18 protein-coding genes are annotated in these 16,942 nt (G+C 40.1%); 9 read left to right on the plus strand and 9 right to left on the minus strand.

All coding sequences use genetic code 11. From position 1 onward, the window contains the following. Positions 1-369: 369 nt before the first annotated feature. Together K9H14_07410 and K9H14_07415 are read left to right on the plus strand one after the other, a co-directional pair. A complete protein-coding gene (locus K9H14_07410) occupies positions 370-771 on the plus strand; it encodes a tryptophan-rich sensory protein (GenBank protein ID MCG9480016.1) in 402 nt (133 codons plus the stop codon). Between the two features lie 38 nt (positions 772-809). After that, complete coding sequence (locus K9H14_07415) at positions 810-1,364, plus strand: DUF6512 family protein (GenBank protein ID MCG9480017.1); 555 nt, start codon at positions 810-812, stop codon at positions 1,362-1,364. Between the two features lie 245 nt (positions 1,365-1,609). Here the strand turns inward: K9H14_07415 and K9H14_07420 are convergent, their stop codons facing one another. The 3 genes from K9H14_07420 to K9H14_07430 all read right to left on the minus strand — a co-directional run bounded on the left by K9H14_07420 (position 1,610) and on the right by K9H14_07430 (position 4,692). Then, on the minus strand, positions 1,610-2,449 hold the full coding sequence (locus K9H14_07420) for a sugar phosphate isomerase/epimerase (GenBank protein MCG9480018.1): 840 nt from the start codon (positions 2,447-2,449) through the stop codon (positions 1,610-1,612). Positions 2,450-2,843: 394 nt separating this feature from the next. After that, positions 2,844-4,331 carry a transposase gene (locus tag K9H14_07425; GenBank protein ID MCG9480019.1) on the minus strand — a complete coding sequence of 496 codons (1,488 nt, stop codon included), beginning with the start codon at positions 4,329-4,331 and terminating at the stop codon, positions 2,844-2,846. Beyond that, positions 4,312-4,692, minus strand: coding sequence for a hypothetical protein (locus tag K9H14_07430; GenBank protein ID MCG9480020.1), 381 nt, complete (start codon positions 4,690-4,692; stop codon positions 4,312-4,314). Before K9H14_07430 ends, K9H14_07425 begins: the two co-directional genes overlap by 20 nt. Positions 4,693-5,065: 373 nt before the next feature. Between K9H14_07430 and K9H14_07435 the strand changes: the two genes are divergently transcribed. Then, positions 5,066-5,203, plus strand: a complete 138-nt coding sequence (locus K9H14_07435; protein MCG9480021.1) for a hypothetical protein — start codon at positions 5,066-5,068, stop codon at positions 5,201-5,203. Positions 5,204-5,384: 181 nt separating this feature from the next. Here K9H14_07435 and K9H14_07440 read toward each other — a convergent pair whose 3' ends face one another. Beyond that, positions 5,385-6,434 (minus strand): hypothetical protein, encoded by a 1,050-nt coding sequence (locus K9H14_07440; protein MCG9480022.1) that lies wholly within the window; start codon positions 6,432-6,434, stop codon positions 5,385-5,387. A gap of 221 nt (positions 6,435-6,655) precedes the next feature. On the opposite strand from K9H14_07440, the gene K9H14_07445 reads away from it, so the two are divergent. The 3 genes from K9H14_07445 (at position 6,656) to K9H14_07455 (ending at position 9,838) form a co-directional block, all read left to right on the plus strand. After that, positions 6,656-7,408, plus strand: coding sequence for a DUF2087 domain-containing protein (locus tag K9H14_07445; protein MCG9480023.1), 753 nt, complete (start codon positions 6,656-6,658; stop codon positions 7,406-7,408). A gap of 158 nt (positions 7,409-7,566) precedes the next feature. After that, positions 7,567-7,887 carry a nitrous oxide-stimulated promoter family protein gene (locus tag K9H14_07450; protein MCG9480024.1) on the plus strand — a complete coding sequence of 107 codons (321 nt, stop codon included), beginning with the start codon at positions 7,567-7,569 and terminating at the stop codon, positions 7,885-7,887. A 259-nt stretch (positions 7,888-8,146) separates the two neighbouring features. Further along, positions 8,147-9,838: a glutamine--tRNA ligase/YqeY domain fusion protein gene (locus K9H14_07455; GenBank protein MCG9480025.1), complete on the plus strand. Its 1,692-nt coding sequence runs from the start codon at positions 8,147-8,149 to the stop codon at positions 9,836-9,838. A gap of 5 nt (positions 9,839-9,843) precedes the next feature. Here the strand turns inward: K9H14_07455 and K9H14_07460 are convergent, their stop codons facing one another. Both K9H14_07460 and K9H14_07465 read right to left on the minus strand, forming a co-directional pair. Continuing rightward, entirely contained in the window at positions 9,844-10,638 is a 795-nt protein-coding gene (locus K9H14_07460) for a hypothetical protein (protein MCG9480026.1), read from the minus strand. A gap of 18 nt (positions 10,639-10,656) precedes the next feature. Then, complete coding sequence (locus K9H14_07465; protein MCG9480027.1) at positions 10,657-11,367, minus strand: TIGR00730 family Rossman fold protein; 711 nt, start codon at positions 11,365-11,367, stop codon at positions 10,657-10,659. Between the two features lie 130 nt (positions 11,368-11,497). Here K9H14_07465 and K9H14_07470 point away from each other — a divergent pair, with 130 nt between their 5' ends. Then, entirely contained in the window at positions 11,498-11,779 is a 282-nt protein-coding gene (locus tag K9H14_07470) for a hypothetical protein (GenBank protein MCG9480028.1), read from the plus strand. A 1-nt stretch (position 11,780) separates the two neighbouring features. Here the strand turns inward: K9H14_07470 and K9H14_07475 are convergent, their stop codons facing one another. Then, positions 11,781-13,310: a DUF1846 domain-containing protein gene (locus K9H14_07475; protein ID MCG9480029.1), complete on the minus strand. Its 1,530-nt coding sequence runs from the start codon at positions 13,308-13,310 to the stop codon at positions 11,781-11,783. Between the two features lie 424 nt (positions 13,311-13,734). On the opposite strand from K9H14_07475, the gene K9H14_07480 reads away from it, so the two are divergent. Both K9H14_07480 and K9H14_07485 read left to right on the plus strand, forming a co-directional pair. Then, positions 13,735-14,625, plus strand: coding sequence for a cation diffusion facilitator family transporter (locus K9H14_07480; protein MCG9480030.1), 891 nt, complete (start codon positions 13,735-13,737; stop codon positions 14,623-14,625). 356 nt (positions 14,626-14,981) lie between these two features. Next, positions 14,982-15,956, plus strand: coding sequence for a transglutaminase-like domain-containing protein (locus tag K9H14_07485; protein MCG9480031.1), 975 nt, complete (start codon positions 14,982-14,984; stop codon positions 15,954-15,956). Between the two features lie 84 nt (positions 15,957-16,040). On the opposite strand, the gene K9H14_07490 is transcribed toward K9H14_07485, so the two are convergent. Both K9H14_07490 and K9H14_07495 read right to left on the minus strand, forming a co-directional pair. Next, positions 16,041-16,391, minus strand: a complete 351-nt coding sequence (locus K9H14_07490) for an RNA-binding protein (protein MCG9480032.1) — start codon at positions 16,389-16,391, stop codon at positions 16,041-16,043. A 240-nt stretch (positions 16,392-16,631) separates the two neighbouring features. Continuing rightward, positions 16,632-16,942: hypothetical protein (locus K9H14_07495; GenBank protein MCG9480033.1), on the minus strand; the 311-nt coding region annotated here is incomplete at its 5' end.

The following is a 16,942-nucleotide window of genomic DNA, read 5'->3' on the forward strand; positions in this document are numbered from 1 at the left end:
CCCAAGGTTAGAAAGATATAATGCTGGAATCAGGATGTCTTACTTAAAAACTAATGAAAAAATGCTTGCAGAAGCAATAATTGCAAACATAAATACTAAGGTAAATTATAAGAACGCCCCTTTGGATGGTGCTAAAAATACAGTTACATTATTAAGTAGATACTTTTAGATCATTTCATATATTCAACTCTTATGTTAAATCCAAAGGATTTTTTTGTTTATAAATATTTTAAATTTTCTGCGATTAAGACGTCTTGGTAGCTAGGTATAGTTGACAAAGTTAAAAACTATATTATTAAGTTTAAGTGGGGAAAAGTTTCTATAATAAGAAATAGCCAAAGATTCCAATAAACTATAGAATTAAATTAAATGGATTCATCCCAACAATATAAACAGTTAATAAAACCCCAATGGGCTCCGCCATCCTGGCTTTTTGGGCCAGTATGGATAGTGCTGTACATCATTGTTTTTATTTCATTCGGGTACGTAATCTACCTTTATTTCAACGGCACTATCCCCTTCCTTATTCTCGTGCCTTTCATTATGAACCTGGTTTTTAATTTTTCCTTTACCCCCATTCAATTCCGCCTTAGAAATAATTGGCTGGCGGCAATTGATATAGTATTGGTAACTGTAACCCTTTTATGGGCATTATATAAAATTTATGCTTATGCTGGCTGGGTTACTTATATAAATATCCCCTATATATTATGGGTAATTTTTGCAACTGTATTACAGCTGACTATAGCCTTCATTAACAGAAAAAGCTGAAATATTGTAAATTTAAAAAGTTAGAAAGGTTCTAAAAAATGTATATACCTACTGGCAGAAAGACTATCCTGAAATGGGAAATGTATGGTATTTTATTTATGGTTCTATTGGGGTCATTTCTTCATTTCATTTTTGAATTAAGTGGTGGCTTAACTGCTGCAGCGTTGATAGGGGCTGTCAACGAGAGTGTGTGGGAACATCTAAAAATAGGTTTCTGGCCTGCTTTTATATGGGCAATAATTGAATTTTTTGTTTTTGGAAAACGAACCAGAAATTTTTTGTTAGCCAAGGGAACCTCCATCACCCTTATCGCTTTTTTGATCACCGGAATCTATTATTCTTCGGTAGCTCTGGGAATTGAGACTCTGGCTTTAGACATAGGTAATTTCGTGGTGTCCATTGCGCTCTCACAGGTAATAAGTTACAGGATTATGCTGGTCCAGAGAAATTACAGAGTACTAAATATGATAGGAGTGGTGTTGATTATTATAAACCTGACGGGGTTCAGCCTGCTGTCATATTATCCTCCCCGGTGTCCCTTATTCAAGGATCCGGTAACCGGAGGTTACGGCATTGTTGAACATGAACACTAAGTCAGGCTAACATTTTTTTAAGCTATCCTGATACGTTATTATAAACAGTTACAGTTTTGGTGGTTAAAACAAGCTGCAGGCTAACTAAACCGGAGTTATCACTAAAATTCTCAGGCTGATTCAGGCTTTTCTACCATTTATAATGAGTATGCTTATATTTTACAAACCTTAAATTCAATTAACGTGGCAATCTTTTTACCCACTGCCACGCTAATTGAAAAATTAGCTGTCTTTAGTTCTCTTATCTAGATTAAGGCCCTTAAAAACTTAACGCTACTGGCAATCTTATCATCCAATCCTGAACATTCTATGGAAATATCGCCATCCCAGTCTGTTTCATTTAAAAATTCAAGGCATTTCTTTATATTATCTGCATTAACGCCTTCGCCTATACCTACTTCGCTGCAGGCTATACCGGTTTCTTCACCCCGAAGAGCAGCTGCAAGTTCCTTGCTTACATCTTTGATGTGCACATGGGTAACATATTTTCTTAATGTCTTTAAAAATTCCAGGGGATCATTTCCCTGGATAAAGGTATTACCGGTATCCATGTTTACTCTCAGGTATTCTGATTCAAAATGAGAAAGCAGCTTCTGCATGAAATCAAGATCACCGGTATAAGGTCCATGGGGCTCTACATTTATTATTATCTTGTAATCTTCTGCCCATTTCAGACATTCACTGTAGTTACGGATGGCCTGCTTTAGAACCTCATCTTTGGGCATATCAAATTCTTTTCCACTATCGGTTGTATCTACTTTTGGACAACCCAGATCACTGGCAAACCTGATTGATTGCTGTACATATTGAACGCCGAATACCGCTCCGTCATATCCCATTATAGGGTAGGATCCGTCTATCTGGGATATCCTGAGATTATTTGATTCACACATTCTCCTTATAGCTAAAGGATTCGATTTAAGGGATACACCGGGCTCATAACCCATAGCATTGATAAAATACTGTCCGTCAATTACTCCAAACTCAATGTGGTCCAAATTATACTTAGCTGCAGATTGTACTGCATCAGCAAAGCTGCCGCTTAGGCTTCGCCAATTGTCTGTGTGCATGCCGAGACTTATCATTTTTCCTCCTTATACTGATTTGTATTATTTCTTATTTATAATCTCTTATAACTTATTTCTAAAACAAACAGAACATAGGCGTAGGATTCTGCATCAATAAAAAGTTGCTATGCTTTTAAAATTATTACATGTTATAGTAACTATTACAACAAAAGAAACCTTAATTTACTGCAATTCAGACACTAATAAGCTGCCACTGGGCCCGGAGGCCACCCAGGTGGCACTTTTTCTGAAACCAGGGCAGGGAAAATCTGCACTTTAGAGAAATTTTTCTTTGATCTACAGAAAAGCGGTAAAAAGTGGCGAAAAAAGAGATGGGGCGGCTAAGGACTTGGGTAAAAATTATTTAAAAAAATTGACAAAGCAAGTATTAAGTCTTTTGCACATCCTACCCTTAAGGAGGGCTCTTATTCCAGGTTTTTATTCTCCGGGAAAGCCTTTTTTTGGCATCCGTTTTCAGGTTCATGATAATGTAGCTGTACTCATCTAAGTCAAATACCCCATAGTGGGGACCGCTATAAAGAATTACCACACACTCTCCCGCCCTTTCCTTTTTCTTTATGGTGGCAATGGTTTTTTTGGCTAATTTCCTCATATCAGACCGCAGGAGGTAGAATTGCATCAGTGAATAGGTGGCAAGTTTGGTAAGTATCTGGGTAAGAACCAGGGAATAGGCAGGGGAGCTAAACTTAGCCAGATCCCAGAAACCTTTAAGCTGGCGGTGGCGCTCCTCTATGACCGTCCTCCTTTTGTATAGGTCAAATGCCTGGCTGGGGTATTTGTATCTTTTGCTCATGGCCAGCACAAAGTAGCTAACTACACCATTCTCGTAATCGGTCTCCCTTTTTACAGATACATGCAAGGGGCAGGAGAGGTTTTCCCAGGAACCGAGGTTAAAAAAGGAGACCACCTCCTCTTTTTTCTTGGTAAAGCCATCCCCGTCCTGCTCCAGGCAGTAGGGCTTCCAGTCTATATTTTTAGCCTGGGCAAGGCCCACTGCGTCACTGTAGGCGTCCATGTCTTTTCTTAAGGGTATTATCCAATTTATCTTCAAATCCTTTTTGTAGTGGGTAAGGGTGGGCCCGTCCAAGTAGCCCCGATCCATCAGCAGAGTATCGATATGCCCCCCGCTTTTAGTAAACCCGTCCACCAGATTCCTTCCCTGCCTTAAGCCATGGACATTACCGGGATCAACCCTTGCCCCCGCGTACAGGTAGTAGCTGCCGTCCTGGTCTGTATTTAGCAGGGTGGTAAGCTTATAGCACAGGGTGGCCCTGGCCCCGGGGGCATCTTTTGCAGCATGGTTTTTATCCTTATCCAGCCATACATGCTCGGCCATTTGGTAGTTTTTGTTATCAGGAAGGATAATATAGCTTGCGTCCTCTACAAATATACCGCTTCTGTAGGCACCTTTTTTCCTCATCCAGGAGGAAAAATCATGGTTAAACCACCTGGTTAGATCTGCCGGGTCGCTGTCAGCAAAAAACTTTCTTATGGTATCGGGGTCTACCGGGTACTTTCTTTGCTTTTTGTTTTTATTATTAAATCCCTCTACCGCACCCAGGTTAAACCCCAGCATCTTTAAAATGGTCCCGTTACCCAGTACATGGCCGATGTTAAAAAAAGCATCCTCCCCATACATCTTGGCCCCCATAACCGAGGCTAAAAGAAACCAGGGGGGCACCTCTTTTTTTACCCGGGGGCTGGGATAGGTATCTTCGCAGAAGGGGAAAAAATCGGTGGCAAAAAGGAAGGCGAAAAACTCATCTACAAAACCCATCTTGGAAAAGGAGCCGTAGTCTATATTGCCATCCTTTAGACCTTTTTTAACCTTGGCCTTATTCTGGGTATAGACAAAGAATTTAGCTCTCTCTTTTCCCATAGCTTTTGGTTTTGACTTTCCTTATTTTTTTAAGATTATCATATATTTTGGCGTCTAGCTTATTTAGCCTGGCCATGGCCCTGGTGTATTTTCTGTAATTGTGGGCTTTTTTTACAACCACATCCTCATCATCTTTTCTTATGAAGGTAAGCTTGGTTTTACCCTCCACCTTCCTGGATAAATAACTGAAAGGGCCGTGTAGATCCCCCTTTGCGCAGCGGCACCTTTTGTTTCCGCAACTTTTGTATGCTGTATATATGGAGCCTTCTATCATATCCTGGGGGTTAAGGAGGTAGGCCAGGGTCTTTTTTCTCTGTTGCTCCAAAAGATTTATTTTTTTCTTTATAGCGCTTATGTCCATAATATTGCATGTATTATTTATATATACATACCATATTTTAGGCTAAACTGCAATCTTTTCCAAATTGGTTTTAAGAATTTTATTTAGGGCAAAAATCAAAAAGCAGTGCCCTTAAAAAAGTCTGGTTTTATGGGCACTGCTACTTTGTTTACAATTAACAGAATCTACTGTCTGAATCACAGACCTTAATTTAATATACTTTTCTGGTTTTTCAATAGATACAGTAAAAGAAGAGAGAAATTATGGTTATGAACAAAAAGATACTGATAGCCTCCACCATTTTGTCACTGGTGTTATGGTTTTTAATGCTTGCTTCTGTTTCCCTTTACCTTTTTACTGGAGAATTTCCAATGAACCGGGGGCAACTGGGCCCTTGGGTTTGCTCTGGTCTTTTGGATTAACTCTGGGAATTGGATTCATGGGAACAGTTGCCGTTAATATCCTGTTTATCAGGCATAAGGAAAGAAGGGCCTGGATTGCCTGGGTTTTAAATGTGGTGGTTTCATTCTGATACGTTCCGTTGATGGTTTTAACCTTTTTAATGATGGTATAAACTATGGATTCAAAATAAAGGTCCCAGAATATATGAAGTATTAGGTTGTGCGGGAAGGGGCCTTTGCCGGTTAAATTTAAACATTCAGTATCCTTATTTATCTTAGTTGCTGCGCTGCTGCTTGTAGATTCTGCTCCACCTATTCACCCCTGAATTTTCTTGCTGTTTCCACCATAGCCAGGTAATTTTCTACTGGTAAATAATCAGGAACAGAATTCCCTGTTCCAAAAGCAAAGCCTGGGTACTGACTGGCATACTCCAGGATTTCCAGTACATATTCTTTTATTTCTTCTTCACTACTGGTACAAATATAGCTCATATCCGCTCCACCAAAAAGAGCAATACGGTCGCTGTAGAGCTGTAGCCATTCAGGAAAAGGGGCAATTACATCTTCATTGGAATGCTTGGCATCTATTTTGGCTATGTTTATGATATCATCCATTACCGGAAAGATATTGCCACAGGAATGAAGTAAAAACGGCTTCTGGTGTGAGTGGATAAGATTGGAAATCTTGGCATACTGGGGAATTATCAGCTCCCTTATATCCTCCGGCTTGAGGATAGTGGAAGACTTGTATCCTAAATCATCCCCGAATCTGCAAACTGCATAAACTGTAGAAAATTCCTTTAAAAACCATTGCCATATACTAACAAAAGCTTTCCCCATATTGAAAAACAGGCTGCGGTAAAGCTCAGGATCATCGGCAGATATGATACACAGATTCTGCAGGCCAACAATATCCTGTACGCATTCAAAAATACCGTTTCCGGGCCCTCCGACAGCTTTCATACCGGTAGGCATCTCCTGGGATAACAGCCTAAAATCTTCATAATATCTTTCCCTGAAAAAATCAGGAATCTGGTCCCAGGGGTAAGATTTGAAATCCTGCCTATTCTTTATCGTGCCCGGCTTGTGGTAATAAAGGGCCCCGCTTCCTGGTAGTATGGAAGTTATAAGGCATTCAAAAGACACGGTATCATATCCCATTTCTTTGAAGAAGTGTATATATTTTTTAAAGAACTGTCTTTTCTCTTCCCGGTCTCCGTTATAAAGAGAGGCGAATTTATCTCCCAGTATTTTTTCCATTATACTGGTATCTATTATATGCTCATACAGGGGGATTCTTTCCGGCTTTACTCTGTACACAGCATTTACCACCTGGTTAAAGTCTGGTTTAAATTCTTTCATAATCTCTTAATGCTGGTTAGTAATCAGTAACTTATTAACTTTTTTAATAATTTCGCGTTCAGCCAATATTATGAAATATAACTTCAGGTTATGCAACTGACAACAGAGTGCATGCCCTCCCCCGATTGTGTTAAATTATATGCTTTAATCTATTTACTTATTAATAGATATTATATTATTATGTCTATCTATATATAAACATTTTTAGTTGAGGTTTAAATATGGGGATAGATGAAAAGTTCTGGAATGCCGAATTTGAGGATCTGAAAAGAGGTTTTATGGAAAATGAAAATAATTATGAGTGCCTGCTATGCGGTCACGTAGTAGATAAGGGAATAATATATCCGGAGCACGGAATTTTTTATGAGCCTGAAAGCTATATGCATCTGCATATAAAGAAAACCCATAGGTCGGTATTTAATTATTTAATAAACCTGGACAAGAAACTTACCGGATTATCACCCCACCAAAAAAGAATGCTGCAGCTTTTCCATGAAGGAAAAAGTGATTCTGAGATCAGAAATATTACCGGGATAGGAAGCAATTCAACCATCAGGAACTATCGCTTTAATTTTAAGGAAAAAGAACGGCAGTCAAAGATATTCTTAACCCTGATGGAATTGCTGCAACAACAAGACAACCCCATCAATCAGTTTATTAATGTGAATAAAAAATCAAAAATGATCGACCACCGGTATAATGTTACAGTAGAAGAAAAAGATAAAATCATAAAAAAATACTTCCCTCATGGGACTGATAAAAAATTAAAGAATTTTCCTCCCAAAGAAAAACTGAGATTGATAATTATCAGCCAGATAATAAAGAATTTTAATAAGGATACCATTTATAATGAAAAGGAAGTAAATCAAATCATATCAAAAAGCTACCAGGATTATGCTTTAATAAGAAGATACCTTATAGAATACGGTTTTCTGGATAGAAAACCTGATGGAAGCCAGTATTGGGTTAGGTGATTAATAATATTAAGCAGATGACTTCTAAACCTAGCCAGAGCTGGCCGCTACAACCTGTTATAAGTCATAATTTAGGGTATAGCCAGTTTCCAGTTATAGAATATTTCGCCTGTTTTTCTAAATGCTTACCTGCAAAAGCTATACCCTAAAACAAAGTCATGCATGAAACTGAAACCATAATAGAATTAGAAAAAATAACAGTAACCAAAATGATTGAACTTTACTGTGCCCACCTCCATTCTCCAAACGGGGGCCCGCCCTGCAAACAATGTTCAAAACTTATAACCTATGTACACCTCAAGCTAGACCATTGCCTCTTTGGTAATGATAAACCTACCTGCAATAACTGTACCATGCACTGTTATCAACCACAGATGAGGTCAAGAATCAAACTAATCATGAGATATTCGGGTCCCAGGATGCTCTATTGCTACCCGGTACTGGCCATCAAACACCTTATGCGCCAGCACCATGGCTAAAGCTTAGACAACCAATCTTACTAAACATTAAAACTGTCGATACTAAGGATGTGTGCATCTATGAAACGCTTTCTCCTTACACCATCTAAAAAAGCCCTGATAGCTTTTTTCCAGATTAAATTCTTGCCCCACTTCATAACCTCCATAATGGATAAAACCGCCGGTATATGCTATGGTTAGCGCATTAGAGAAACAGGCAAGCTTTGACAACTCTGTTTCAATTACTTAAAATAGAGCTCAATTTTCAAAATATAAGCGCATGGATAATAATTTGGATAAAACTGATTTTATCAGGGAAATAATTAAAGCAGATCTTGACCAAGGCAGGGTAGAAAAAATACATACCCGGTTTCCTCCAGAACCCAATGGCTACCTTCATATAGGGCATGCTAAAGCCATCTGCTTTAACTTCGGGCTGGCCCAGGAATTCAAAGGATTATGCAATCTGAGGTTCGATGACACCAATCCCACCAAAGAGGAAGATGAATATGTTCAGGCTATCAGGGAAGATGTTAGGTGGCTGGGATTTGACTGGCAGGACCGCGAATATTATGCTTCCGATTATTTCTCCCAGCTTTACCTATACGCCATACAGCTGATAAAAAAGGGTAAGGCTTATGTCTGCGATCTGGATGCCGGACAGATACGCCAGTATAGAGGCACCCTCACCCAGCCAGGGAAAGAAAGTCCCTACCGGAACCGTTCAGTAGAGGAGAACCTGGAACTGTTTGAAAAGATGAAACAGGGAGAATTCCCTGATGGTTCCAGGGTACTGAGGGCAAAGATAGATATGTCTTCACCCAATCTTAATCTCAGGGACCCCATCATGTACAGAATAATGGCCAGAAGCCATCACCGGACCAAGGATCAGTGGTGCATTTATCCCACTTATGATTGGGCTCATGGCCAATCAGATTCAATTGAGAATATAACTCATTCCATATGTACCCTGGAATTTGAAGACCACAGACCCCTTTATGACTGGTTTATACAGCAGCTGGGGATACACCATCCCCGGCAGATAGAGTTTGCCAGGCTTAATCTCACTTATACCGTAATGAGCAAACGAATGCTTAAAACCCTGGCGGATAAAGAAATGGTTGGAGGATGGGACGATCCAAGGATGCCCACCCTTAGCGGTATGAGGCGCAGGGGTTACACAGCTGAAGCCATTCGAAATTTTTGCAATGCCATCGGGGTAGCTAAGTCTAAGAGCACCATAGAAATAGAATACCTGGAACACTTCGTAAGGGAAGACCTCAACCGCATTTCCCCCCGGGTTATGGGAGTGCTAAACCCGGTTAAGGTAGTTATTGACAACTACCCGCAAGACCAGGAAGAAAATTTAACTGCCATAAATAATCCCGAGGATCCTGAAGCTGGAACCAGGCAGGTCCCCTTTTCCAAAATCCTGTACATCGAAAGGGATGACTTTATGGAAGATCCTCCCAAAAAATTCTACCGGCTGGCTCCAGGCAGAGAAATAAGGTTAAGGTATGCCTATTTTATTACCTGTACCGGCGTAATCAAGGACAGCCAGGGCAATATATCGGAAATACACTGCACTTATGACCCTGCCACCAAGGGAGGGGATGCTCCTGACGGGAGAAAGGTAAAAGCAACCATACACTGGGTTTCCGCTGCCCATGCCCTGCAAGCAGAAATACGGCTGTATGATAAATTATTTACCAAAGAAGATCCCCAGGATATAGGCCAGGATGAAGAACTAATTCAAAATTTCAATAAAGATTCCCTAAAAATAATCAATAGCTGCAAACTTGAGCCTTCCTTAAAAGAAGCAAAACCGGGTCAGATATATCAGTTTGAAAGGATTGGCTATTTCTATGTCGACCCCGATTCCAAGCCTGAAAATCTGGTGTTTAATCGTACAGTTAGCTTAAAAGACCGTTGGGCCAAGATTAAAAAGAAAAAAAACAGGGCCAACTCCTGATAGCTTTAAGTATCTTCCAAGCTCAAATTTTTCAAATAGAGGATAGCTATAGCTAAAAAAATAAGAGAAAATACCAGAAACAATACCAGGCTTCCTGCATCTATAGGCTGGTTATAAAATGGTTTCATCAATTCCGCCACCCCCAGGGGGAAAAGAAGGGTAAAACCCAGCACAAACATGGATGGCGCCATCAAAAAACCCAGACCCTCTTTCCTTATAGTACTTACTGCAATAATTATAAATACAGGCATGATGAAACAGAAGTCCAGAATATATACTGAATAAAGAAACTCAATTTTTTCCCGGGCTATCATCAAGGACAGCAGCTGGCTGGCCCACAGAGGGTAAAATACCACCGGCTGCAGCAGTAAAAATATTATGGATAATACCCTGGAGGATCCAGGTATCCTGGCTTGGGCTTTAATGCGTGAATCGATGCTTGCCACTCCGTATACCAGGGTAAAAAAGGCCAGGGCAAAAATTGCCATATATCCAAGGTACATTACATTATATATCCTCTCTATAACATATATTCCATATGCATAAAAAAGATAACCGGCAACACCCAGGATAATGATCTGAATTTTGTACTGTTTAGGCCTGGAGAATATTGCCAGGATAAGCATCACTGCTGATGCCAGTAAAGTCATTAAATCCTGGGCAAATATGCCCGGAGCCATGGATTCACTTACCAGCCCTCTGTATACATCAAAATAAAATACCCCGGTAGCTGAAGCAATCAGAGCCAGGGCAGAAAGTAAAATCCATGAAATTTTTTTCTTGCTCAATTCAGCAAACATTGCTGTTTTCCTTTCCGGTTATAAATAATTATTTTTTTCCAGAACTGCCAACACATAGCCCACTGCTTCCTGGGGACTATTTACTACTTTATACAGATCCTTATCTTCAGGACTTATTGTACAGTGCTGCTCCAGAAGACACTCCTGTATCCAATCACGTATACCATCCCAGTACTGGCTGCCGTAAAGGGCAATGGGGAAGTGTTCAATTTTATTGGTTTGGGCCAGAGTCAGGGCTTCAAATAATTCATCCAGCGTACCATAACCCCCTGGAAATATTATGTAACCGATGGAATATTTGACAAAAATCATCTTTCTTACAAAAAAATAATGGAACTCCATGGAAATATCCTGGTAGGGGTTGGCTTCCTGCTCGAAAGGTAACTCAATATTGGCTCCAATGGACCGCCCTCCGGCTTCAAATGCCCCTTTATTTGCGGCTTCCATTATTCCTGGCCCTCCGCCAGTTATTACTCCCAGATTATTTTTGGCCAGAAGAGCTCCTGTCTTCTCCGCTGCCTTATAATATTGATTATCAGGCTGGGTACGGGCAGAACCAAATATGGAAATACAGGGTCCAACCTTGGCCAGAGTATCAAAACCCTCCACGAATTCCCCCTGTATTTTCAGTACCCTCCAGGGGTCCGAATCCGTAAAATCCTCTCCTTGGGCCTTTGAGCTCTGAAAAAGCTTCTTATCCGAATCTGATGCCTGGTTCTTTTTTTTCATTTTAATTATCTTTCCCTTCTTCTTATACCTAGCATGGCAATAGTTTGGCCATAAAATTGAGATATCAATTAGCAAACATCCCTTATCTATATTATAATATTTTCTTATTATGTTCTAATCTATATCTGATATGTGTTGTGTTATAACCTCTGCCATATTTATAGGACCGCGCATAGCTTTGCTTATATGGTGGCTTATTAATCCCCTGTTGTTTAAGGTTGCCTTCAGCCACTGGTTCTGGCCTTTGCTGCTTGCCTTATTTGCTCCCTTTACCATGATATTTTTCTTAGTCTCCTGGTATATGAGTCCGGGCATTTCCGGTCTGGAATGGATTTTGATTGCACTGGGAATTTTCCTGGATCTCTCTTCTTATGGAGGCGGAGGCTTTAACAGGAAAAGAGCATTAAGGTAACTTAATCAATAAACAGGTTGTGGGAGGAAAACTTACCGTCTGTAGTAAAGTTTACCCCCAGTCTCTTAAGGCCCACATCATCTCCAGGGGTAGGTATATGTGTCATATGCATCTCACAGTTTCTTAGGCTGGCCAGCTTGTTCATAGCCAGCTCTGCAGTATGGTTGGTTGTAGAGCTTATGGATAGTGCAATTAATGCTTCCTGCAAATCCAGGCTCTCGGAATCGGACCTGAAGATTCCCTTTTTTAACTTGGCAATCTGACCAATAACCTGGGGGGAAAGCAGGTGTATCTCATCAGGGATATTGGCCAGAACCTTTATAGCATTTAATACCAGGCTGGAGGCTGCATGCATCAGTTCGGAATTTTTACCGGTTACGATGTTTCCATCCGGCAACTCTATGGCTGCTCCTACAAAAATTCCATTGTGGCCTTTGCCTTTCAGCTCAGCCTCTTCTGCGCTGTGCCGTGCCACCTCCACCACCTTCCGGTCGGTAATTTTTACTCCCAGTTCCTCCATCAATGCCTTTACCCTGCCTACAGTCTCTTTTTTCTCTATGCCCCTCACGTATTCACTGTTATACCGGAAATATCGGCGTATAAGCTCCTGTTTGGAAGCTCCCTGCACTACTGCATCGTCTATTATACCGGTTTTAGCCTGGTTTACGCCCATGTCTGTAGGTGAATTATAAAGAGGCAGATTTGCATTTTTCTGGTCCATTATTCTTTTTATTATAAGCTGAAGTATGGGGAAACTTTCTACATCCCGATTGTAATTTATAGCCACTTTCTGGTACTTGTTAAGGTGAAACGGGTCTACCAGATTAAAGTCCTGTATATCGGCGGTGGCTGCCTCATAGGCCACATTAACCGGGTGCTTTAAGGGAAGATTCCATATAGGAAAGGTCTCAAATTTAGCATACCCGGCATTAATGCCCCTCTTATGGTCGTGGTACATCTGTGACAGGCAGGTAGATAGCTTACCACTATTGGGACCGGGGGCAGTTACCACTACAATAGGCCTGTTGGTCTTGATATAATCATTTTTTCCAAAACCGTTATCACTGCAAATAGTATCAATATCGGTAGGGTAGCCGTCTATGGGATAATGGAAATATACCTTCACTTTTCTGCGCTCAAGTTTGTTTTTGAACATGGCTGCTGCCGACTGGCCATCATATCTGGTTATAACCACTGCCAATATGTCCAGGCCCCATTTCCTTAATTCATCTATGAGTTTGAAGGTAGCCGCATCATAGGTTATGCCAAAATCTCCCCTTACTCTTCCCCGCTCTATGTCCTGAGCATATATACAAAGGATAATATTTATTTTATCCTTTAAAGATTGAAGCAATTTCATCTTAACATTGGAATCATAGCCGGGAAGGACTCTGGACGCATGCAGGTCATGGCAGAGCTTTCCCCCGAACTCCAGGTAAAGTTTATTGTCGAATTTTTCTACCCGATCCAGGATGGCTCTGGTTTGTTCTTTTAGATATTTCTGGTTATCAAAACCGATTTTGCTAATCAACAGATCCCTTAAATTACAGTAATAATTGAATGGTTGAATTCTTATTAAACCTTAAACAAAACAGGTTATATTTGCAAGCGGTAATATGTGCTGTGGATCCAAATTTTTAAATTTATTTTAATCACTCCCCCCCCCATTTGATACCTTAATCTTTATACTAAAATTTTAAATCTTTTATCCTTTTTTTAAATTAGTAAAACTTATGGAAGTAATTATATCCCTGACTGTATATCAGGTTTATTTACTATAATCAATTGGCATCCTTGGATAGGTTCCAAGCCGGGCTATCTTTTATACCTGCATCTGCCCCCGGCTAATCCTGCATTAGTCAATTCTGGTCTCTGATTTCTATAAGATACTCGGCCTTTTCTAAAATGTGCTTTTTCTGCTAATATCTCTATATAATTATTTAATAAATACAAGTATGCATGAGCATAACCATAAAAGCAGTGCCACTACCAATATAAAGGTTGCTTTCTTTCTGAACCTGGGATTTGCTATTGTGGAGGTTATTGGAGGTTTCTGGACCAACAGCCTGGCTATTGCCTCCGATGCTTTGCACGACCTGGGAGACAGCCTTTCTCTGGGGCTTTCCTGGATACTTGAAAAGTACTCTAATAGAAAAAATGACAGTAAATACACCTATGGCTATAAAAGATATTCCCTGCTGGCAGCCCTGATTAACGCCATAATTTTAACTGCTGGATCCCTGTTTATACTGTATCAGGCAGTGAACAGGATTCTGGAACCGCAGCCAGTCCATGCCCAAGGAATGATATACTTTGCCATCGGGGGAATAATAGTAAACGGCTTGGCTGTTTTAAGGTTGAGAAAAGGTAAAACCTTAAATGAAAAAATAGTATCCTTTCATTTGCTGGAGGATGTCCTGGGCTGGATAGCGGTTCTGGTAATAAGTATAGTAATGATGTTTAAGGATATCCCCATACTGGACCCCATACTTTCATCAGCCATAGCCGTCTACATCCTGTATAATGTAGCCAAAAATTTAAAGAAGACTTTATCAGTATTTATGCAGGCTGCCCCGGAAGGTATAAACATTGAAGATATAGATAAAAACATAATGCAGCTGGACAAGGTTATAGACGTCCACCATACCCATCTGTGGTCCATCGACAGCTTAAATCATGTACTTACCACTCATATAGTGGTGGAGGATCAGCTGGATCTTCAACAAATATCCGATATAAAAAGACAGATTAAAGAGATGCTCAAACCACTGGGACTGGAACATGTGACCCTGGAGATGGAAAGAAAAAGTGAAACCTGCAACCTGAGGGACCAAGACTGTTTTTAACCATTTTAAAATAAGCAGTTCTTAGTAATTTAATGTGGTGAAAAAAGAAATACCTCCAAGCAAGATAGCTAATATAATGATAAAAGCAGCATAAACCGGCTTCCGGTTGTGGATAAAAATAATAAACTATCCGGACATCGAATAAACTTAAATCCATACCCAAGAGATAACAGTAAAAGGTATCCCCGCGGTTTTGTTTTTTTAATAGATTTAATTTCTAAAAAATTATAAGCTTAAAGTGATAAGCCAATCATCAGTATTTAAAAAATATGAACAGATATTTTAAATTTCAGGTTTTTCTTATATTATTCCTAACCGTCGTACTCACCTCTTCCTGCTGCATCATACCCCAACTGATGTGCTCACAAATAGATCCCCTGCCTTCATCCAGCCCTCAGACCGAACCGCCTCCTCCGGTAGAGACAGAACAGGCAGTATCAGAACCCGATGCTTTAGAAGATTTAGAAGAAAAAAGTGATGAAGGCCTGGATCCCCGGGAAGTTTATTTTAATATCGAATACTCCGTGCATGTACCAGATAAGACCGATAAAATAATATTTGTATCTACCATACCCGGCAATTACAGCAAAAGGCAGAAGGTCTTAGATATCCAGTATTCTCCCCGGCCATCCAGGATATTTACCCGGGGACAGAACAAATATGCAGAATTTATGATAGAAGAACCCCTGCTGGATTTTACTATAAACATTGCCAGCCGCATGATCTTGTATGATTATGACCTGGTCTCTGCCACTTCAACCCGGAATAATAAACCCGAAGGGGACCTTGATGAATATCTGAATGAAGAAAAGTACCTGGATATAGATGACCCGGTAATTGCTGATAACCCACTGGTCAACACATTAACCGAACACCCTCTGGATAAAATCAGGATGCTGTATGATTATGTTTTAGATAATATGAGCTATGACACCTATAATCCTCATTCCCTGGGAGCAGCAGAAGCACTTAAAACCGGTAAAGGGGACTGTACCGAATACACCGATGCCCTGGTGGCGCTAAGCCGGGCTTCAGGTTTCCCGGCCAGGTTTGTTGAAGGTTACTACCTCTTTGGTTCAGATCTGAACAATGGCCACAACTGGGCAGAAGTGTATCTAAACCGCTATGGCTGGGTGCCCTTTGACCCTACCATTGATGACAGCAATAAAATAAGCGGTTATACTACCTTCAACAATCTCCAGAATACCTATGTTTATCTTTCTTTTAAAAGAAATGACCCCGCACTTAGCTATTACCATTTCTACTATTACCGGTACTGGGGTTACAATATAGAGGTTACCAAGAACATAAGCTATACACTTACTCCATGAAGAGGTTAATTGTAGCAGCTTAAAACTGCTACAATTAATTATTTAGAATAAATTAATACAGAAATAGAATTTATTTCAAAATGTTTACTGGAATTTTTTTCGCAGTTTTTTCAGCTTTGAATTTAAGTCTTCCTTGTCTCTGCTTCTGTAGTTACGCTGTTCTCCGCCACCGGACTGGAAGCTTCTTTTCTCCCTGGATTTGGCTTCATTAACCACAATAGTTCTGTCTTTAAAACTAGACTGGTCAAATTTTTCCATAGCCTTTTTGGCCTCTTCTTCAGTTTCCATTTCCACAAAGCCAAAACCTCTTGATTTTCCGTCTGCACGGTTAATAATCTTGGAGTACACTACTTTACCTTCAGTAGCAAACAGTTCTTCCAGCTCTTTATCCGTGGTTGCATAGTCCAGGTTACCCACATACAGTCTCTTATTCACTTACATGCCTTTCTGTTTTTTTAAATTTACCTTATAAAGAAAAGTTTCAACATAAAAATAATTAAAAAAGGGAATACGCAATACAACGTAGAAGTTGGAGGAAATTACCTAAACTCTCTTAATTTATTAACAGTCCTTACTAATCTTTATAATGTTTAATATTATATATTATCCCTACAATTATGCAAATTCATTTTAAACCGGGACTATCCCATTAGCCAACCTTCTGCATTTTAAAAATTATATCCTCCTTCTATAAACATACAGAAACACTGTCAAAAGCAGGGTAATAAAAATAAACAGATAGCCTACCCAGATAGACAGATTGATGCTTGACCTGGATACCATGCTGGTTAGATAGGGGGCCAGAGCATTGCCTGCTGTGCCTGAGATAAAAAGCACCGGCAGCAGAAGGTCCACCTGCTGCTTATAAATCCTGCTGCCAATATAAACCAGCAGGGGGAAAATTGCCGAAAAGCTCAGGCCGGTAAACACTGCTGAAATTAATATACTGGCTTTGGAATTAGCCAGCATCAAGCTTGCCAGCGACA

Source organism: Actinomycetes bacterium, from assembly GCA_022396035.1.
GTDB lineage: Bacteria > Actinomycetota > Humimicrobiia > Humimicrobiales > Humimicrobiaceae > Halolacustris.